This window comes from Pseudomonas sp. D1-36, from assembly GCF_051132205.1.
Taxonomy (GTDB): domain Bacteria; phylum Pseudomonadota; class Gammaproteobacteria; order Pseudomonadales; family Pseudomonadaceae; genus Aquipseudomonas.
The window spans coordinates 3985852-4002168 of record NZ_CP071674.1; the positions used below are offsets into that span (position 1 = coordinate 3985852).

General features: G+C 59.4%; 17 protein-coding genes. All 17 read right to left on the reverse strand.

From position 1 onward, the window contains the following. The 17 genes from J3P76_RS17670 to J3P76_RS17750 all read right to left on the reverse strand — a co-directional run bounded on the left by J3P76_RS17670 (position 1) and on the right by J3P76_RS17750 (position 16248). Positions 1 to 306: an STAS domain-containing protein gene (locus tag J3P76_RS17670; RefSeq protein ID WP_258648063.1), complete on the reverse strand. Its 306-nt coding sequence runs from the start codon at positions 304 to 306 to the stop codon at positions 1 to 3. Between the two features lie 102 nt (positions 307 to 408). Continuing rightward, a complete protein-coding gene (gene fliJ / locus J3P76_RS17675) occupies positions 409 to 858 on the reverse strand; it encodes a flagellar export protein FliJ (protein WP_003184033.1) in 450 nt (149 codons plus the stop codon). A 6-nt stretch (positions 859 to 864) separates the two neighbouring features. Continuing rightward, the gene (fliI, locus tag J3P76_RS17680; protein ID WP_420767378.1) at positions 865 to 2223 is read right to left on the reverse strand and encodes a flagellar protein export ATPase FliI; all 1359 of its coding nucleotides are present in this window, start codon (positions 2221 to 2223) and stop codon (positions 865 to 867) included. Then, the gene (gene fliH / locus J3P76_RS17685; RefSeq protein WP_434701046.1) at positions 2213 to 3043 is read right to left on the reverse strand and encodes a flagellar assembly protein FliH; all 831 of its coding nucleotides are present in this window, start codon (positions 3041 to 3043) and stop codon (positions 2213 to 2215) included. Before fliH ends, fliI begins: the two co-directional genes overlap by 11 nt. Before the next feature lie 7 nt (positions 3044 to 3050). Beyond that, a complete protein-coding gene (gene fliG / locus J3P76_RS17690; RefSeq protein WP_007958288.1) occupies positions 3051 to 4070 on the reverse strand; it encodes a flagellar motor switch protein FliG in 1020 nt (339 codons plus the stop codon). Further along, positions 4063 to 5847, reverse strand: a complete 1785-nt coding sequence (gene fliF / locus J3P76_RS17695; protein ID WP_258648065.1) for a flagellar basal-body MS-ring/collar protein FliF — start codon at positions 5845 to 5847, stop codon at positions 4063 to 4065. Before fliF ends, fliG begins: the two co-directional genes overlap by 8 nt. 15 nt (positions 5848 to 5862) lie before the next feature. Continuing rightward, positions 5863 to 6189 carry a flagellar hook-basal body complex protein FliE gene (fliE, locus tag J3P76_RS17700; RefSeq protein WP_434701047.1) on the reverse strand — a complete coding sequence of 109 codons (327 nt, stop codon included), beginning with the start codon at positions 6187 to 6189 and terminating at the stop codon, positions 5863 to 5865. A gap of 249 nt (positions 6190 to 6438) precedes the next feature. Further along, positions 6439 to 7821 (reverse strand): sigma-54-dependent response regulator transcription factor FleR, encoded by a 1383-nt coding sequence (gene fleR / locus J3P76_RS17705; RefSeq protein WP_420767381.1) that lies wholly within the window; start codon positions 7819 to 7821, stop codon positions 6439 to 6441. Positions 7822 to 7826: 5 nt separating this feature from the next. Beyond that, the gene (locus tag J3P76_RS17710; RefSeq protein WP_434563004.1) at positions 7827 to 9035 is read right to left on the reverse strand and encodes a sensor histidine kinase; all 1209 of its coding nucleotides are present in this window, start codon (positions 9033 to 9035) and stop codon (positions 7827 to 7829) included. A gap of 110 nt (positions 9036 to 9145) precedes the next feature. Then, positions 9146 to 10621, reverse strand: coding sequence for a sigma-54 dependent transcriptional regulator (locus tag J3P76_RS17715; RefSeq protein ID WP_434563002.1), 1476 nt, complete (start codon positions 10619 to 10621; stop codon positions 9146 to 9148). 173 nt (positions 10622 to 10794) lie between these two features. Continuing rightward, the gene (locus J3P76_RS17720; protein ID WP_420767383.1) at positions 10795 to 11091 is read right to left on the reverse strand and encodes a flagellar protein FliT; all 297 of its coding nucleotides are present in this window, start codon (positions 11089 to 11091) and stop codon (positions 10795 to 10797) included. A gap of 11 nt (positions 11092 to 11102) precedes the next feature. Further along, positions 11103 to 11498, reverse strand: a complete 396-nt coding sequence (gene fliS, locus J3P76_RS17725; protein ID WP_092222857.1) for a flagellar export chaperone FliS — start codon at positions 11496 to 11498, stop codon at positions 11103 to 11105. A gap of 130 nt (positions 11499 to 11628) precedes the next feature. Beyond that, entirely contained in the window at positions 11629 to 13065 is a 1437-nt protein-coding gene (gene fliD / locus J3P76_RS17730; RefSeq protein WP_434701048.1) for a flagellar filament capping protein FliD, read from the reverse strand. Between the two features lie 82 nt (positions 13066 to 13147). Then, entirely contained in the window at positions 13148 to 13513 is a 366-nt protein-coding gene (locus J3P76_RS17735) for a flagellar protein FlaG (RefSeq protein WP_434650321.1), read from the reverse strand. A 72-nt stretch (positions 13514 to 13585) separates the two neighbouring features. Then, entirely contained in the window at positions 13586 to 14437 is an 852-nt protein-coding gene (locus tag J3P76_RS17740; protein WP_079305252.1) for a flagellin domain-containing protein, read from the reverse strand. Between the two features lie 252 nt (positions 14438 to 14689). Next, the gene (locus J3P76_RS17745; RefSeq protein ID WP_434675170.1) at positions 14690 to 14959 is read right to left on the reverse strand and encodes a hypothetical protein; all 270 of its coding nucleotides are present in this window, start codon (positions 14957 to 14959) and stop codon (positions 14690 to 14692) included. Continuing rightward, positions 14956 to 16248 carry a motility associated factor glycosyltransferase family protein gene (locus J3P76_RS17750; RefSeq protein WP_434650319.1) on the reverse strand — a complete coding sequence of 431 codons (1293 nt, stop codon included), beginning with the start codon at positions 16246 to 16248 and terminating at the stop codon, positions 14956 to 14958. Before J3P76_RS17750 ends, J3P76_RS17745 begins: the two co-directional genes overlap by 4 nt. Positions 16249 to 16317: the final 69 nt, after the last annotated feature.

The following is a 16317-nucleotide window of genomic DNA, read 5'->3' on the forward strand; positions in this document are numbered from 1 at the left end:
TCAACTGATATCGAACAGCTTGTCGAAATTGGAAATCGCGAGGATTTTCTTGACGTCGCTGCTGCTGTTGACGACGCGGATATCCGATTCGTCGCCACCGGCATGGTCACGCAACAGCAGGAGCATGCCCAAGGCAGAGCTATCTAGGTAAGTGGCCTCTTTCAGATCCACCACGATGGACTCGGGTTTCGTGTTGAGCTTTTCATAGGACTCACGAAACTCCTGATGCCGGCCAAAATCGAAGCGGCCCTTGATCGAGATCGTCAGTTTTTGCCCATCAGGAGATACTTCGGTAACGACAGACATATTCACTTCCTTGTCGTGGACATACGTGTACAAGGTTTAGCACCTGGTAGAGGTCTGAGCAAGGTTTCAAATCGCCTGCCCGACAAAACTCTACCGCCAATATCAATACGGGTCCTGGCGCGGCAAGCGCTGGGACAATTCATCCAGCAGTTTCTGCTCACGCTTATCCTCCAATTGCCGCGCCTCGTCGATGTAACGCTGTACCAGCTTGCGCAGCCCCTCGACTCGGGCGAACGCTTCCTGCCAACTCTGGCGAGCCTTCTCGAGATTGTTCTGGTGCCAGACCAGGCTTTGGCGCTGCTGATCGATGGCGGTGCCCAATTGCGCCAGGAACCCCTGGTAACCCAACAACCACTGCCCGGAAACGCCGTGACTGCCACGGGCAATCCACTGTTCCTGGTATTCCAGACGAAAATTCTCCAGGTCAGCCAGCTTGCTTTCAGCAACAGCCACTTGCCCCTGGAAATACGCCAACCGCTGTACAGCGGTTTTCTCAGCCTTTTCCGCCATGTCCACCACCGGTGCCAGGCGCGCCGCACGACTCGTGGCCATGATCGGTTACGTGCCGGAGACTGGGGCGAAAATGGTTTGCAGGTGCGCTTCGCTGGCGCCCATGCCGATGCTGTCATTCAGCGCCTGGCGCAGATACACCGCCATGGCCGGATAGAGGTTGATGGCCGTGTCGGTTTCGCGATCGCCGCCAGGCACATAGGCACCTACGCTGATCAGGTCGCGACTCTGCTGGTAACGGGACCAGTACTGCTTGAACTGTTGCGCCCGCTTCATGTGCTCGGGGCTGATCACCGATGGCATGACCCGGCTGATCGACGCTTCGATGTCGATGGCGGGGTAATGTCCTTCTTCCGCCAGACGCCGGGACAATACGATATGGCCGTCGAGCACACCACGGGCCGAGTCGGCGATCGGATCCTGTTGGTCGTCGCCCTCGGACAGCACGGTGTAGAACGCGGTGATGGAGCCACCGCCCTTCTCCGCGTTTCCGGCGCGTTCCACCAATTTCGGCAGCTTGGCGAAGACTGAAGGCGGATACCCTTTGGTCGCCGGAGGTTCGCCGATGGCCAGGGCGATTTCCCGCTGGGCCTGGGCGAAACGGGTCAGTGAGTCCATCAGCAACAGGACATTCTTGCCCTTGTCGCGGAAATATTCAGCGATACGCGTGCAGTACATGGCGGCACGCAGGCGCATCAATGGCGCATCGTCCGCCGGCGAAGCCACCACCACGGAACGTTTGAGCCCTTCTTCGCCGAGGATGTGCTCGATGAATTCCTTCACCTCGCGACCCCGCTCGCCGATCAAGCCCACCACGATGATGTCGGCTTCGGTAAAGCGGGTCATCATGCCCAGCAGCACACTCTTGCCCACACCAGTACCGGCGAACAGGCCCAGGCGCTGGCCGCGTCCAACCGTCAACAAACCGTTGATGCAACGAATGCCCACGTCCAGCGGTACGCTGATGGGGTCGCGCTTGAGCGGGTTGATCGTCGGGCCATCCATCGGCACCCAATCTTCAGCCTTCATACCGCCCTTGCCGTCCAGGGCCCGTCCAGCGCCATCCAGCACCCGGCCGAGCATGCTCATGCCCATGGGCAGGCGACCGGTATCGGCCAGCGGTACCACGCGGGCACCCGGGGCGATGCCGGCGACACTGCCCACCGGCATCAGGAATACCTTGCTGCCGGAGAAACCCATGACCTCGGCTTCGACCTGCACCGGGTGATAACTGTCATCGTTGATCACCAGGCAACGACTGCCCATGGCGGCACGCAAGCCTTCCGCCTCAAGGGTCAGGCCGACCATACGCAGCAGGCGACCTTCCAGGATCGGTTGGCCGGCCAGCTCGGTGGCCTCGGCGTAGCTGCCCAGGCGCTTGCCAAAGCTGGTTCGCTCAAGGCGCATCGCGGCTGTCCGTTGCGCCAACAAGCGGTTCGTCACCGTCCGGATCGACGATGACAGCGGCCTTGGGTTCGTCCGGCAGATCCAGGCTGAGGTCGGCCGGAGCCGGATGCAGGGCCTGTTCGTGCAGTTGGTCAAAGAGTTTCGCCATGATCTGGCTGATGCGCGTCTCGATTGTCGCGTCGATGCGGCTGTGCTCGGTTTCTACGCGGCAACCGCCCGGCAGCAGGGACTCGTCCTCGACGATGCGCCAGGTTTCCTCGTGGCGCTCGCGCAGGGCCTTCACCAGTTCGAAGTCCTGAGGATTGATGTACAGCCGCACGTTGCCCACGCCCAGCGGCAGCAGCTTGAGGGCTTCGCGCATGACGTGTTCGATCTGGCTCGAATCAATCGCCAGCTCGCGCTGGATCACTTGGCGGGTGATGTGCTGCACCAGCCCGACCAATGACTTTTCGATCTGGGTGTCCTGCTCGGCGATGGGCTCGAACAGATTGAGCATCAGTGATTCCAACGCACATAGCTTCGCCGTCAGCGCCACGTCGGCTTCCTGGCGAACCTTGATCGTCGTGCTGTGGAAACCTTCTTTCTCGCCAATGGCGAAGCCTTCGTTGTAGGCCTCCTGACGAATGCTCTCGACTTCTTCGAGGGTCAGTGGCTGGACTTCCTCCAGCGGCACCTCCTCCATCTCCGGCAGTTCTTCCACCGGCTCCGGCTCGGGCTCGGGCACGAAGGGGTCGAAACTGGGCAGCGACCAGACGTCGAAACCTCCGACGTCCCGGGCGCGGATCAGGTCGCTGGGTGCATCATCACTCTTGGCAGACATAACGACCTTAGATCATCTCTTCGCCGCCCTTGCCACCGAGCACGATTTCTCCGGCTTCGGCCATACGGCGGGCGATGGTGAGGATTTCCTTCTGTGCGGTTTCCACGTCGCTGACGCGCACCGGGCCCTTGGCCTCGAGGTCGTCGCGCAACAGTTCGGCCGCTCGTTTGGACATGTTCTTGAAGATCTTCTCCTTGACGCCTTCGTCCGAACCCTTGAGGGCCAGGACCAGGACGTCGGAGGACACTTCGCGCAACAGAGCCTGGATACCACGATCGTCGACATCGGCCAGGTTGTTGAACACGAACATGAGGTCTTCGATCTGACCGGACAGGTCTTCGTCGACTTCGCGAATCGAGTCCATCAGTTGACCTTCGATCGAACTGTCGAGGAAGTTCATGATGTCCGCCGCGCGTTTGATACCGCCCAAGGTGGTGCGCGAGGCATTGGAGTTGCCCGAGAACTGCTTCTCGAGAATCTGGTTCAGTTCTTTCAGGGCCGCCGGCTGCACGGTGTTCAACGACGACACACGCAGGATGATATCGAGGCGAACCTTATGGTCGAAGTTGCCCAGCACTTCGCCGGCCTGGTCCGGGTCGAGGTACGCCACCACGATCGCCTGGATCTGGGGGTGTTCGTAACGGATCACGTCGGCAACCGCGCGCGGCTCCATCCACTTGAGGCTGTCCAGGCCGCTGGTGTTGCCACCCAGCAGGATCCGGTCGATCAGGCCGTTGGCCTTGTCCTCGCCCAGGGCCTGGGTGAGCATCTTGCGCACGTAGTCGTCGGAACCGACGCCCAAGCTGGTCTGGTCGCCGACGATGTCGACGAACTCGCTCATGACCTGCTCGACCTGCTCGCGATGGACATTGCCCATCTGGGCCATGGCCACGCCAACGCGCTGGACCTCTTTGGGCCCCATGTGACGCAGCACTTGGGCGGCGTCGGTCGAACCCAGGGACAGCAGCAGGATCGCGGCTTTGTCGACCCGGGACAATTTGGCAACAGCGGCTCGATTATCACTCATCTGCGTTAATCCACTCTTTCACGACCTGGGCCACACGACCCGGATCTTCTGCCACCAGACTCTTGATGGCGTTCAACTGAGCGTCGTAGCCTTCGCTCGGGCTTGGCAGCAGGATGCTCTGCGGCCCGCCGAGGCTGACGCGATCGTTGGCCAATTCGCCATCCAGGCCGCCCATGCCTCCCAGCTCTACATCGCCCAAGCCTGCCAACTGCTTGTTCTTGCCGCCACCGGTGATGTTGTTCAGCACCGGGCGCAACACGCCGAATACCAGTATCAGGATGAACAACACACCCAATACTTGCTTGACCACATCCCAGAACCAGGGTTGCGAATAAAACGGAATGTCGGCGATTTCTTCACCGCGCTCCAGGGAGAACGGCACGTTGATCACGCTGACGCTGTCGCCACGGCTGGCGTCGAAACCAACGGCGTCCTGCACCAGGCGAGTGAAGCGCGCCAATTCGTCGGCGCTCCACGGCGCGCGGCTGGTTTCGCCGTTGGCCGGGTTGATCTTGACCTGATCGTCCACGACGACGGCAACCGACAGGCGATTCAAACGGCCCTGCTGCTGCTTGGTGTGGCTGATGGAACGGTCGAGCTCGAAGTTCTTGGTGGATTGTTGACGCTTGTCGGCCGGGTACGGCGCGAGCATCGGCTGGCCGGTGGCCGGGTCCATGATCTGTTGGCCGTTGGCATCGATCAGCGGCTGGCCGGGCTGCACCATGCCCGCGGCGGCGGTGGCGCCACCGGTGGTTTGCGGCGCGCTGGCCGGCGACGGCGGCTGGTTGCTCAGGGCACCCGGCACGCCTTGCGGACCATTACTGGCGGTACGCTGTTCGTTCACCGACTGCTCGCTGCGCAACGCCGGTTGATCCGGGTTGAATTGCTCGGAAGTCGATTCGACCGCACTGAAATCCACGTCCGCCGAAACTTCGGCCTTGTAGCGGCCATTGCCCAGGATAGGTTGCAGGATGTTATGCACGCGCTGGGTGAACATGCCTTCCATGCGGCGGCTGTAATCGTACTGCTTGCCGGCCATGGTCAGTTCGGAGTTTTCCGCCTGGTCGGACAGCAGGTTGCCCTTCTGGTCGACCACGGTGATTTGCGACTTGCTCAGTTCGGGAACGCTGGTCGCCACCAGGTTGATGATGGCAACGACCTGGCCTGGCTCCAGGGAGCGGCCGGAATACAGTTCAACCAGTACCGAAGCACTCGGCTTGCGCTCATCGCGCACGAACACCGAGCTTTTCGGGATCGCCAAGTGCACACGGGCAGCCTTGACGTTGTTGAGGCTGGAGATGGTGCGCGCCAGTTCGCCTTCCAGGCCGCGACGATAACGAGTCGCTTCCATGAACTGGCTGGTGCCCAGGCCCTGGTCCTTGTCCAGAATCTCGAAACCGATGTTGCCATCGGTCGGTGTCACGCCAGCGGCAGCGAGCTTGAGGCGCGCGCGCGCCACGTCGTCGGCCTTGACCAGCAAGGCGCCAGAATTGGGTTCAACGGTGTAGGGAATGTCGGCAGAAGCCAGGGTTTCCATGACCTGCTTGGCGTCCATGCCTTCCAGGCTACCGTACAACGGACGGTAGTCTGGCTGCTGGGACCACAACACGACGGCGAAACCAATCGCCACGCTGGCAGCCAGGCCGACCAACAGGCCAACCTGACGCAGCATGGTCATCTCGGAGAGGTTTTCCAGGAAAGACAGACCGAACAACGGCGGTTTGCCGTCTACCGGAGTGGCCTTGGCTGGAACGTTATCAACGGCTGCTTCTGCCATGACTCAATAGTTTCCTTAGACCGGCATCTGCATGATGTCTTGGTAGGCTTGAACCAGTTTGTTACGTACCTGGGTCAACGCCTGAAACGAGACACTGGCTTTCTGCGAAGAGATCATTACATCCGTCAGGTCGACGCCACTTTTACCCATCTCGAAAGCACTGGCCAACTGGTTCGAAGCCTGCTGGGTATCGTTCACTTTATTGACGGCCTGACCGAGCATGTCGGAAAAGCTGCTGCCACCCACCTGGGGGACCGCGACCGATTTCGGCTGGGCCATGGCGTCCATTTGCATGGACCGCATGTCCAACATCAATCGATTAAATTCAATACCTTGGCTCATGGTCTATTCTCTCTGGCGGCCCGCATTTTTTTGACACTTACTCAGCGGGTACGTAGGTGTTAGCAACAAGGGTGCCAGCTCGATGGCCGTAAAAAACAAATGCATGCGCGAGCTCATCCGGACTCATGTGGGAGCGAGCCTGCTCGCGATAGCGGCCTGTCAGTCAACATCTACATCGCCTGAATCACCGCCTTCGCGAGCAGGGCTCGCTCCCACAGATTTAGAGGTGCAATTGCTTGGATCAATGATTCAACTGGCGAAAAGGTAGGCCTCCACATCCATCCCGGCATCACGCATTTGCGCCAACTTGTAGCGCAGGGTTCGGGGACTGATGCCGAGTCGCTCGGCCGCTTCCTTGCGACGGCCGCGCTCGGCGCGCAGGGTGTCGATGATCATCTGGAATTCGCGACGACGCAGATCGTCCTCCAACGCACCGGCTGATTCGGCTACCTCGACCGGAGGCACTACCGGCGCCAGCGGCGGTACCGGCAAAGGCGCACAAGCCACCGGACCGGCCAGGCAGAAATCCTCGGGCTGGATCAAGCCGCCCTGCTGCAGGATCAGCGCCCGCTGGATCGCGTTATCGAGTTCCCGGACGTTGCCGGGCCAGGGATACCCGATCAGGCAAGCCTGTGCCTCGGCGGACAGGCGCGCCGTTGCGTGCTTCATTTTATTGACGTGCTTGGCCAGCAGACGCTCGGCCAGCGGCAGGATATCGGCGGTGCGCTCGCGTAACGGACGCCAGGCCAACGGAAAAACCGACAGCCGGTAATAAAGGTCTTCCCGGAAACGCCCCGCCGCCACTTCGCCCGCCAGGTCGCGGTTGGTCGTCGCGACCACCCGGATGTCTAGGCTGATGGGCTTGCGCGCGCCGACCCGCTCCACTTCTCGCTCCTGCAACACCCGCAGCAATTTTGCCTGCAGGCCCAGGGGCATCTCAGAGATTTCATCCAGCAGGATGGTGCCGCCATCGGCCTGTTCGAACTTGCCAGCCTGGGCCGCGATGGCGCCGGTGAACGAACCCTTTTCATGGCCGAACAATGTTGCTTCGAGCATGTTGTCGGGAATCGCCGCGCAGTTGATGGCAATGAACGGCTCGCTGGCGCGACGGGACTGCTGGTGAATATAACGGGCCAAGACTTCCTTGCCCGTACCGGACTCACCGGAAATCAATACGGTTGAATCGCTGCGTGCCACCCGCGCGGCCAATTCCAGCAGCTGCGCACTGGCCGGCTCGATCGCCACCGGGCCTTCACCTTCAACGGCAAGGCTTCCCAGGGCATGGCGCGCCACTAGGTCCAGCAGCGCCTTGGGCTCGAACGGCTTGACCAGATAGTCCGCCGCCCCCTGGCGCATGGCATCCACTGCTCGTTCGACCGCACCGTGGGCCGTCATCAACAGGACTGGCAATTGAGGCTGGCGCGCCCGCAGTAAACCGAGCAACTGATGGCCGTCCATGCCCGGCATATTGACGTCGCTGACCACCAGGCTGAACGGCTCACGGGCGACCGCCAACAACGCCTCCTCCGCCGAACCGACGACGGCATGATCATGCCCGGCCAACAGCAGTGTATCGGCGAGCGCCTCGCGCAGGGCACGATCGTCCTCCACCAGCAAAACCTTGATTGCCATTGCCTTCACTCCACCCTTGGCACACTGGAAAACAGCGGCAGGAGGACCAGCGCACACGTGCCGCGCCCCGGCCGCGAGCGCAACTGCAATTCACCCTGATGGGCCCGCGCCACGGCCTTGACCACGGTCAGACCGAGGCCCGTCCCGGTGGTCTTGGTGGTGAAAAAAGGCTCACCCAGGCGGGTCAACACGGCTGGATCGATGCCGCTGCCGTTGTCGCTGACACACAGGCGTAACGTGCTGCCACGGGTGTATAGGTGGACTTTCAGGCGAACGTCGCCGTCGCCCGCCTGGATCGCGTTTTCAATCAGGTTCAATACCGCGCCCACCAGTGTGTCGCGGTTGCACAGGACTTCGCCCGCGCGGCTGTCACACTGCCAGCGGATCGGCAAACCCTGTACGTGGGTCGACGCTGCGGCCTGCAAGGATTGCAGCAACGCCTTGGGCGTCACGCGGTCGGTCAACGGCAATTCGCCGCGGGCAAACACCAGCATGTCGCGGACCTGGTGCTCCAGCTCATGCAAGCGTTCCTTCAGGCGGCCGGCGAAGCGCTGCTGGGTATCCATCGGCAGTTGCTGTTCAGTCAAATGACTGGCGTAGAGCAACGCGGCGGACAGCGGCGTACGGATCTGATGGGCCAGCGACGCCACCATCCGCCCAAGGGAAGACAGCCGCTCGTGGCGAGCCAGCTGATCTTGCAGGTGACGGGTTTCAGTCAGGTCGTTGAGCAGCACCAACTGCCCGGGCTCGGCGTCAAGCGAACGGGTCGAGATAGAAAGGCGTCGACCGTCCTTGAGGGAAATCTCATGGCCGTCATCTTCGCGAGGAGCGAAGCAGCGGGCAATCACATGCCGCCACAGCTCGCCCTCCAATGGCAGGCCGAGCAGCTCGCACGCTGCCGGGTTGGCTTCGCGCACGAAACCGTGCTCATCAATGACAATGACGCCGCCAGGCAAGAGGTCGAGGAGGTTTTGCAGCCGATTGGCCAGGCGTTCTTTTTCCGCCAACTCCTGCATGCGCTGAGCGCTGACCACCGCCAGCTCACCCTTGAGCTCGGTGACCCGGGCTTCGAGCAGGCTGTAGGAGTCGGATAACTGGCTGGAGACCTGGTTAAACAGCGAAAACGCCTGCTCAAGTCCAAGCCGGCTAGCCTGCTCGGCGGACGGCATGAGTCCCGGCTCAGGGACAGGAGACATCAGGGCGGCTTGGGTCATCGTGCTCTCTCGCTTGGCTGACCGTCAGTTAAACGGAACGTTGCGAGGGCAGTAGCAATACCCGTGCCGAAAAAAAACCGCCCAGAAATCAGGCGGTTGTAAAACAGGCGTCAATCATCCGCCTGTTCATCTCCTTCGCGACGGCTCATGCCGTACTTGCGCATCTTTTCCACCAGAGTCGTGCGACGGATGCGCAGGCGTTCCGCCGCGCGGGCGACGATGCCGTTGGCATCGTCGAGCGCCTGCTGGATGAGGCCCTGCTCCAGGCCTCCCAGATAATCCTTCAGATCCAGGCCTTCCGGCGGCAGCATCGCGTTACTGGTGAAGTCCGGCGTATGGCCATTGATCGCTACGCGCTCTTCCAAGTCGCTGCGCAAGCTGTCGACCATCTGCTCGTCTTCGTCGTCGACGTAGCGGAACTTCTTCGGCAACTCGGCCACGCCGATCACGCCGTAGGGGTGCATGATCGCCATGCGCTCCACCAGGTTGGCCAACTCGCGGACGTTGCCCGGCCAGCCATGGCGGCAGAGGGACATGATCGCCGCAGAGTTGAAGCGGATCGAACCGCGCTTCTCATGCTCCATGCGCGAGATCAATTCGTTCATCAGCAGCGGGATGTCTTCGACCCGCTCACGCAGCGGCGCCATTTCGATCGGGAATACGTTGAGGCGGTAATAGAGATCCTCGCGGAAACTGCCGACCTCGATCATGCTTTCCAGATTCTTGTGAGTCGCGGCGATGATCCGCACGTCGACGCTCTGGGTCTTGTTGCTGCCCACGCGTTCAAAGGTGCGCTCTTGCAGCACGCGCAGCAGCTTGACCTGCATCGGCAGCGGCATGTCGCCGATTTCATCGAGGAACAGCGTGCCGCCGTTAGCCAATTCGAAACGCCCGGCGCGACTGGTAATTGCGCCGGTGAATGCGCCCTTCTCGTGGCCGAACAATTCGCTTTCCAGCAACTCGGCTGGGATCGCCCCGCAGTTGACTGGAACGAACGGCGCTTCGCGGCGCTTGGAATGGTAATGCAGGTTGCGCGCAACCACTTCCTTGCCGGTGCCGGACTCACCCAGGATCAGCACGCTGGCGTCGGTGTCGGCCACCTGCTGCATCATCTGGCGCACGTGCTGGATCGCACGGCTGGTGCCGACAAGGCTGCGGAAAAGATTGGGTTCACGATGCCGGCCGCGTTCACGGGCCTGGTCATACATTTCGCGATAAACCTGGGCACGGTGCAGCGAATCAAGCAATTTGCTGTAGCTGGGCGGCATTTCCAAGGTGGAAAGTACCCGGCGGCGCTGGTCTTCCGGCAGGTCTAGGGAAGAATTTTCGCCCATCAGCAAAACGGGAAGGAACTCATCCCAGGTTGAGAGTGTCTTTAGCAAGCCCAAAAGCGATGCGGGGGCATTTACGGTCCCGATAAGGACGCAAATGACTTCACGGCTGGACGACAATGAGCCGACAGCCTGCTGCCAGTCATGGCTGCCGCAGGGTAAATTTTCTTCGCCGAGAAAATTAAGGATCACCGCCAGGTCGCGGCGGCGGACGCTATCGTCATCGATCAGGAGAATTTTGGTTTCACGCCACATGCAATAGCAACTTCCCTAGTCAACTCAGTGCCCGAATTTGGGGGCAAGCTAGACGCTTGCAGACTTGTCATGCCTGTAGACGCCTGAAATCTGTAAACAGCCACTAGTTAAGTCAAAAAATCGTGCACAGTCAAATTTATGGCGCACTTTGTTCGGATTAAATGAAAATTAAATCATCCGAACAGGTGATAAACCTTCGCCGCGTTCTGTGCCTGGTTAATCTGTGACATTTCGTTCACGATCGCCTGACGTTCCCCCGTCGCGGCATCCAGCAACTGCCGATACACGCCAAGCAACTCTTCCAGGTTGTTACGCAACGCCGCCTCGTCCACCTCGGACTCGCCCATGACGTCTTCCATGCAGGAACGGCACGCCAGGTCCAATTGACCGATGGCCTCCCAATTGCGCTCAGCCAGGGCATCAACCAGGGCATCTCGGGTTTGTTCTATGCGCTGCAAGACAAGACTCATGAGCTTATTCCTCAGAATTGCGGGCCAGGTGGCGCGATACCGTCCCAGCCTTCCTTGACCGTGCGCAGTAGATCAGCGACTTCGTCGAGGATCTTCGGATCGGTCTTGGCGTTGGCTTCGGCGAGACGTTTCATCATGTAGGTGTAAAGAGCATCCAACTCGGCTACCGACTCGGCCTGGTTTTCCAGATCCAAGCCTTCACGCAGGCCACCCACGATACCGATGGCCTTACTGATCAGTACGCCTTTGTTGGCTATGTCCTTGCGCTCCATAGCGCCCTTGGCCTGGGCGATACGGTCCAACCCACCTTCCATGAGCATCTGCACGAGACGATGGGGACTTGCTTCGGAGGTTTGCGCCTGGGCGCCAATCTTCTGGTATTGGCGAAGGGCTAACATCGGATTCATGTTCTACCTCATCAAAAACTTCGGTTCGTATAAACAGCGTATCGACGCTGTGTCAAAAAACTTTAGACCGAAAAGCCGAAAGCCCGGAGCGTTGTCAAAACGCTGCCGGGCTTTTTGTATCGGTCGAAAATCAGCTGTTCTTCTGTTGGGCCGTCATCGCTTCAAACATCGAGGTGATGTTACTGGCAGTGGCTTTCAGCTTGCCGACCAGAGTGTCCATGTCGTTATACTTCTTGGTCAGTACGGCGGTGAGCGTTTCGATGCGACGATCAAGAGCCTGCTGATCTTCGAACAGCTTCGTCTTGATGATGTCGAGGTTCTTGGAGCGAGTAGTCAGGATAGCCTCTGAGCCCCCGATACCGCCCGCACCCGTTTTGCCTTCAGTGTACGGCTTGATGGCATTATCCATGCGCTCAAGCAGGCCATTCTCACCTACAAACAGTGTCTGGATCTCCCCACCCAACTGTTTGTCATTCAACGCAGAGGTGAATTTCCCACTGTCGAAATCCAGAGCTCCGGTCGTCTGATTGGTGGTGATTCCCAACTGAGAAAGAACCGTCAGCTTGTCACCTGCACCGGTCTCAGACAAAGGCGCGCGAATGGCCGCCAAAAGCGAGCGAGGCAACGAGTCACCGGTCAAGGCCGCTGGAACAGAGTTACCCTCAGCATCTGTGGTCGGCTTGGTCAGGGACGTCACGGCCTTCGCAACAGCATTATAAGCGTCGACGAACTTCTGGATCGAAGCTTTAAGGCCGTCGGCGTTGGTAGCGACGGTAACGACGGTCGGGCCAGTGCCCTCGACGAGTAACGTCATGCTCAAGCCCGAGACCACGTTATCCAGCTTGTTGGTCGGGCTGGTCATTGCCAAGCCGTCAACAGTGAAAATAGCGTCCTTGGCAAACCCCAGCGACCCCGAAGAAGTCGCGGTGGGTGATGAGGCCATGGCTACGGAGCCGTCAGCTGCGAGGCTTGTAATGCCGCTGAGGGAGATATCATTACCCGCACCGGTTTTAGTCGAGCCGACCACCAGGCGTGAACCAAAACTGTCGGTCACGATGTTGGCGGTCAGACCGCTGGACGAGTACTTGCTGTTGATGGCGTCCCGAACCGACTGCAGCGTCGAATCAGCAGGTATATCAAGGGTGTAATCCGTGCTTCCTTGTCTGATGGTCAGCGTACCGGTTTCCACAGCACTGGAAGCGCCACCGGCGAAAGCAGCCGTCGCAACTTTTGACGAGGTTGCCAACTGAGTGACGTTTACCGTGTAAGTGCCGCTAACCGCCGAGTTGCCGGCTGTCACCGTCAAAGCGCTGGTATTGGCCGAAGTCGCGGAAACCCCGGTAAATTGAGGCGTAGTCGTGCTGCCCAGGCTTTTCAGCGTGGATTGGAAGGTAGCCAACAGCGACTTCAGGGTGCCGATCCCCGAAATATTGGCCGTATTGATCTTGGTGGCACGATCAATCTGACCTTGCTTGGCCGCTTTGTCAGAATCAACCAGTGCCTTGACGATAGCAGTGGTATCAAGGCCAGAGCCTAAACCCAAGCCAGGTAGAATTGGACTTGCCATGTGGGACTCCCTTCAGTGTGTCGCCGGCCTTTTGACCTTTACAACGTCCAAAAGAACATAACAACAGAATTCGTGCCGGTTGTCAGGCTTCAGCGCTGAACAACAAGCTGTTTGCATCATTCAAACTGTTGGCCAGTTTCAGAACTTCTTCGTTCGGGATCTGGCGAATCACTTCACCGGAACCACTGGCGATCACTTTGACCACTACTTTGCCTGAAGGCTCATCGATAGAGAACTCCAGGTTACGCTTGACCGACTGAACGAACTTCTCGATTTCCTGAACGGCTTTCTTGAGTTTGTCCTGCTCGGCAGCAGCATCCTTAGGGACTTCTTTGACCGGAGCTACCACAGCCATCTCGGCCCGAGGCTTCTCCACCGGCTTATCGGCCACACTAGGCGCCGGTTTCGCCGCCGGATAAGACAAGTTCAGCTTCACGCTCATATCCATGTCCATCACCTCTTGAACGGAAAAAGCGAGAGAGTACGCAAGCGCACTCCCCCGCTAAAACTCATCCGACTATTACTGAAGCAGCTTCAGTACAGCGGACGGCAGTTGGTTAGCCTGGGCCAGAACCGAAGTGGAAGCTTGTTGCAGAGTCTGCTGCTTGGTCAGCTGGGCAGTTTCAGCAGCGAAGTCGGTGTCTTGTACGCGACCCAGTGCAGCAGCGGCGTTTTCGTTGATGTTCTGCAGGTTGGAGATGGTGCTGGTCAGACGGTTCTGGGCAGCACCGAGGTCCGCACGGCTGGCGTTGATGGTCGCCAAAGCAGCGTCGATCGCGTCGATTGCAGCAGAGGTGTTGGTTTCGGCTTCGGCGCTGTCTGCAGCACTGATCGCGATGGCACCAGAGTCAACGCTCAGGGTAGCAGCGTCGAAGCTGTCGCTCAGGGTCAGAGTGATCTGGTTGGTAGCACCAGTGTTGGAACCGACCTGGAAGGTCATGGTGCCAGCGGAACCGTCGATCAGGTTCTTGCCGTTGAGGTTGGTCGAATCAGCGATACGAGTCAGCTCGTCCGACATCTGAGCAAATTCTTTGTTCAGAGCATCACGGTCAGCTGTACCGTTGTTGTCGTTTCGTGCCTGTACGGCCAGTTCACGCATACGCTGCAGAATGTTGGTGGATTCCTGCAGAGCGCCTTCAGCGGTCTGAGCGATGGAGATACCGTCGTTGGCGTTCTTGATCGCAACAGTCTGACCGCGGATTTGCGAAGTCATACGAGTGGAGATCTGCAGGCCGGCGGCGTCGTCTTTGGCACTGTTGATTTTCAGGCCGGACGACAGGCGGGTCATCGAAGTGGACAGAGCATCGGAAGCCTTGTTCAGGTTCTTCTGAACGTTCAACGATGTGACGTTGGTGTTTACTGTTAAAGCCATGACGAATTCCTCGTTGGTTGGGTACTGCGGCTTCCGGCCCTGGCAACCGCCGGGTGTGGCCTAGAGAACCTTCGTAATAGTTATCGTCGTATTCGGAACTTGCTTTAGCAGATTTTTCAAAAATTTTGCCATCAGGGTGCCACCCCTCGTAAATCAAGGACTTGGCTGCGATTCAAGGGTGAAAAATGGCGTCAGGGAAACGCCGCTGACGTCGCTGGAAGCGCTTGACAGCGGGGAAGCTGCGAAAAGTAGCTAGATGGAGTGACCAGCGGTCAGCAGCTGGACCCACTCGTACTCAAGATAATCGGCCAGCGAAATCCAATTCTGCGCCTGTTGATCATCGAGCATCAGGGCAAGCAGCGCGTTCCACGACGAGACGACATCGCCTGGCATCCGTTCGACCAGGGGCTGCGCCGACTCGATCAGCGTGACCATCGCCAACCCCGCCTCAACATCCCGCCCTAGTCGAAACAGGCGCGCGCATGCGCGGCCATCAATGAGTGCCTCATCAAGCGTGGTCATTGCACGTACTCCGGATGGAAATCGGTGCCGACGATCATCGCCCCGTCCCGACTGCTGTTGAAGAAGCGTACGTTGGGGTGCCTGGCAATGAAACGCTCCAGTTCACAGAGGTAGCTGCGAAAGTTGAGCTGGGTCTTGACGCGCCGTCCATGCCCATCGAGCACCCAATGCCTTGACGCCCCCAACTGCGGCCCCAAATCGCCATCGCCCCATCCTGCGTGAGTCTTGTCATGGGGGAAGGCAAAATCGGCACCAAACAGCGTGATTTGCGCAGCGCCCATTTGCACCGCTAAATCGACCGCTGGATGAATCACGCTCCCGCCCACATGAAGTTCGGCCCGGCAGAGTCGCTCACGCATCTGGCGGTAGACGGGACTGGAGGAATAACCGGCGTAGCGCGGCCCCCGCCATGCCTGAATCACTAAGGGGTCGGCCATGGGCAGATAAACCAGGGCAATGCCTTCGGTTTGCTCAGGCGGAAGATGACGCCCCGAGATACGCTGGTCGATGCTGACCACGACATCAGGACGGATGCCGTGATTGATCAACGGTCGGTAAGCCGTATCGACACAAATCAACAACGGTCGCTCAGCTCGCTCGCTCACGCGGCGCAGCCTGTCGAAATGGTGCTCAAGGCTCGGGCCGGTGGCAACGACGAACACCTCCCGCCCCTGGAATGCGCCGAACAGCTCGGCAACATCGCGGTCGCCCTGTACAAGATTGAACGTCGATTGCAGCCGCTCGACGACCTCGGGAGCCTTGGGGTCGAACGTTCGGTTGGTGAAGTCCAGATGAACTTCACTGATCAACCGATCGCGAATCTTGGCACTGTAATCATCGGCCAGTACCAGCTCGGCGGGGAGTGCGAAGAATGGCAGCTGGATTTCCGTCAGATCTCCCGCGTAGAGCAATACCACCCTGGGATCGGCAAGCCATGGCATCTGATCCAGCACCTGCAATACCAACGCAAACACCGCGCCATTGAGCACATGAACATACAACCGCTCGAGCCCTGCCCGTTCCAGCAAACGGTTTTGCAGGTCGCCCAGCCCGGTTCCGTAGACGTGCACGACGCAAGCGTCCAAAGGCAGACTGGCGGCTTGCAGCTCCGCCTCGGCAAGACGGTCATGTCGGCTGGTCAGTTGGATTCCATTGATACTCAGGGTCGAACCAATGCCCTCCACCAGATCAGCTTGCAATCTACCCACGTCTTCCAGCAGCAAGCGCTCGGCCAGTGCAGGCCAACGCCGCTGGATCACCTGTAGATTGCGCTCAAAATACTCGCTCATGGCGTCTCGCTTTTGCACCAGGCAAAAAAATAGCGTTCAAGGTTACACCTTGGACGCTATTTTTGTGCC